Source organism: Radiobacillus sp. PE A8.2, from assembly GCF_045635475.1.
Taxonomy (GTDB): Bacteria; Bacillota; Bacilli; order Bacillales; family Amphibacillaceae; genus JBJGXI01.
Genome location: NZ_JBJGXI010000093.1, coordinates 1 through 3,450 on the forward strand (window position 1 = coordinate 1; position 3,450 = coordinate 3,450).

At 33.4% G+C, this 3,450-nt stretch carries 3 protein-coding genes; all 3 read right to left on the bottom strand.

Annotation, left to right across the window (positions count from 1 at the left end; genetic code table 11):
- Nucleotides 1–92: 92 nt before the first annotated feature.
- Genes ACI6MV_RS24720 through ACI6MV_RS24730 form a run of 3 tightly spaced genes read right to left on the bottom strand, consistent with a single transcriptional unit; the run spans nt 93 to nt 3,320 of the window.
- Nucleotides 93–1,124 carry a tyrosine-type recombinase/integrase gene (locus ACI6MV_RS24720; RefSeq protein WP_407272972.1) on the bottom strand — a complete coding sequence of 344 codons (1,032 nt, stop codon included), beginning with the start codon at nt 1,122–1,124 and terminating at the stop codon, nt 93–95.
- The gene (locus ACI6MV_RS24725; RefSeq protein ID WP_407272973.1) at nt 1,114–2,079 is read right to left on the bottom strand and encodes a tyrosine-type recombinase/integrase; all 966 of its coding nucleotides are present in this window, start codon (nt 2,077–2,079) and stop codon (nt 1,114–1,116) included. The genes ACI6MV_RS24720 and ACI6MV_RS24725 overlap by 11 nt, the downstream gene beginning before the upstream one ends.
- Nucleotides 2,076–3,320 carry a tyrosine-type recombinase/integrase gene (locus ACI6MV_RS24730; protein ID WP_407272974.1) on the bottom strand — a complete coding sequence of 415 codons (1,245 nt, stop codon included), beginning with the start codon at nt 3,318–3,320 and terminating at the stop codon, nt 2,076–2,078. Before ACI6MV_RS24730 ends, ACI6MV_RS24725 begins: the two co-directional genes overlap by 4 nt.
- Between the last annotated feature and the right edge of the window lie 130 nt (nt 3,321–3,450).

Below are 3,450 nucleotides of genomic sequence, written 5' to 3' on the forward strand. Positions count from 1 at the left end.
CCTTATCCAAACCTTTATAAAATCCAAACTTTTTCATGAAACCTACTGATATTACTAGGATTGTAATGAAAAAGGTTTGGATTTTATTTTGTTTATTTGCACAGATCCCTTAATTTCCGAATATCCCCCTTCCATAATTTAGGTTTTCCAACTTCTTCTTCAGTCATTATTTTTTTCATTGCTGATGCTTCCTGAGTTATTGTTATATCCAAGTAAACCATCGTTGTCTGAATGTTTTCATGGCCTAATAAATATTGAATTTCACCAACATTCATGCCATTTTCCAGCCAGTGAGTTGCTGCCGCATGTCTAATCTGATGCGGATGTAAAGTTATTGGAACCTCTGGACACAATTGATTTGCGATCACAACCCATTTTTTTAGTCGTTTTGTAACTGCTGGTTGCGTCAATTTTTTCTTTTTTCCTTTTATTATGGAATAAAACAAAAAATCTTCTTCATTAGGTCTCTTGTCATGATATTCATTTACGAATTTCTCAAGGTATTGAACAGTCTTGGAATTTAGACCTAAGCTTCGATGTTTATTTCCTTTTCCAATTATGGTGACATATGGTTTTGGTACATTCAAGTGTGTATTTTTAATCTTTAGTGATAATATTTCATCTATTCTTGCGGCTATATCATAAAATAATATAAACATCGCAATGTCTCTTCTCCCTGCTTTAGTAGACTGATCAACTGATCCCAAAAGTGCTTTTACTCCCTCTTTACTCATTCCTTGCACTTTAATTTTTGGTGCTTTTCTTTTCTTTACTGATGCTGCTGCTAGGCTAAGATAACTTAATGTAATATCCTGTATGCTGAGATATTTTAGAAAAGCTTTTATGGATGATAATCTTACATTGGCCGATTGTGGCTTACAATTCTTTTCAGTCATAAGCCATATTAACCATTCATCAATGGTTGCGGCTTTAAAACAGTCATAGGAAAGCTGATTTATTGTTATCTTTTTCTTTTGTTCAAGAAAATCCATGAAGAGTGTTAATGCAAGGCGATATGATTTTATCGTATGTTCACTGCTCGTTTTGCTCGAAGGACAATAAAATCTAATGAATTTGTTTATATGGTTTGCAATTTCATTTGACTCTTTCCTGTTATTCTTCATCGTACATCTCCGGAATTAACTCATTAAAATTATTTTCCGTCAACTCTTCAAGTTTATCTCTCAGTCCAGGTACCAATGAATAATAATACATGGTGCTTTTAATAGATGCGTGTCCCATGCTCCGGCTTAATGCCAGTAATTTTGAAGTGAATTCTATCCCTATATTTGTCCAACTATTGATATTCGTTATGGCATAGTGATGTCGGAGGGCATATGCGTTGGCATAAGAATCATTGTATTGATACCACAGTTTATTGAAATTCAATGTAATCCATGTCGTTGTATAATGCTTGTCATTTCTTGTCGGAAAGAAATAAGTTCTTGATGGACATATTCCTTGGATTTCTTTGTCATATCGTTTCATCATGGTTAACATAGAATCATGCATGACCACGTAATGTTGATTATATCCCTTTGATTTTTGAATATTTATGACACCATTTTCTAAATTCACCTCTTTTCTTTTTAATAAGCGAACCTCGGTAGTTCTCATGCCAGTGCTGTATAGAAGTCTGAACATTACCGGCATCATGATTTTTCTAAATATAGTAGTTCTTCTGTTTCTTGTTGTTTGGATCGTATCACATGCATAAAAGAAATTTCTTAATTCTTCATTGGTAAATGCATGAGGTATATAGTTGTTTTTTTCTAACCTTGGTAAATGCGGTCTGGAGAAATACGGATTTTCTACTCTTGAATTAATATAATCAACCAGATTAATTACAGCGTATATTCTTGTTCTGCAAGAGTTATTCAATTCTGTATCTCTTTGTTTGCACCATGAATCTATCATTTGCTGCGTTAATTCATTGTTATTGGGATCCGTCGTTTTACAATAAGCACTAAATGCCTTGAGATGAATATCATAACAGTTACACCATGACTGCGATGCAACTCTATAATGAACGAAATCATCCATGATTGAAAAAGCCAATTGTTCCTGCTTGTTTTTCATGAACAATCATCCTCCTTTTTCACATCAATCGGAAACATCTCAACATTTAATGCACATTCTTTTAGGTGCACAAAGTCAGTATTGACATATGTGTCCAAAGAATGAGGTGATGAATGCCCCAATATTGCTGATATTACTGGTGCTGGTATACTTCCTGCAAGCATGGATGATGCAAGCTTATGTCTAAAAATATGTGTTCCCCTTCTATCAGTGTGATTCATTCTAATATTTGCGGCATCCATGATTTTGCTGACTGCCTTAGAAACGGCTGAACTGCCTATTACTGAGTGACCCTGTTTGTTTTTGAGAAAAACAAAAGGCTGCTCACCTTTTGGTCGTTCATTGCTGATATAGCTATACAATGCGTTTCCAATCATCGCTTCCATGGGTAGTTCTAATGGGTTAGAAGTTTTCGATTGTATTATCTTGATGGTATCGTTTTCCCAGTCAATGTCTTCTAATTTTAAATGAGCTATGTCAACACTTCTCAGTCCGGTATAAACCAGTAAAGTACCAATTGCTCTTGTTCGGAAAGATATATTGACATTCCTATCTAGGATAACTTTTTTAATCTTGTCAAGTTCACCGTCACTCAAATATTGAATGTTTTTTCTGTGTTCCTTTAATGTCGGAAGAAGAAATGCAATGCGATTACATTCCGTAACTTCAGATGCCACCGTTTCCAAAACTCTTTTCAATCTATATCGGCAGCTATATCCTCTTATTATTTCTTTGTTTTCATTCATAAAATAGGAAATAACATGCTCCTCACCTATGGAAGATAGATCGAAGATCTCTAATTCCTGCATTTTCGCAAAAAAATGTTCTGCTTCTCTTATTTCATCTTGACATGTCTTCTCGTTTTTTTCATTCCTGTTAACTAAGACTTGATAAACATCTGTTACATTTTTAAAGTTTTCACATAAGGTTGGATATTGAGAATCTCCAAAAAGTTGGTGTTTACATATCTGACCATGAGGATATTCATTATGAATGTCAAAATTCATAATCACTGTAATATGCGATTTAAATGGAAAACGATATTGTTTTGTGGTATTAGTCTTACTTACACGATAAAGGTAGTAATTTTCATAGGAATCAAATGTCACATCAGTGTTCAATAATCTTTTTATTTCAGTTTCAACATTTTGGATGTAAGACGAACTATATGGATAATCACCTTCTTTCATATAATTAATAAGTTTTGGATAGCTTTCTTTAAGATTGATTAGTTCTAACATATATAATTACCTCCTTACAATAATCATATATCTACAAAATAAAATCCAAACCTTCTTCATTACAATCCTAGTAATATCAGTAGGTTTCATGAAAAAGTTTGGATTTTATAAAGGTTTGGATAAGGCAAAT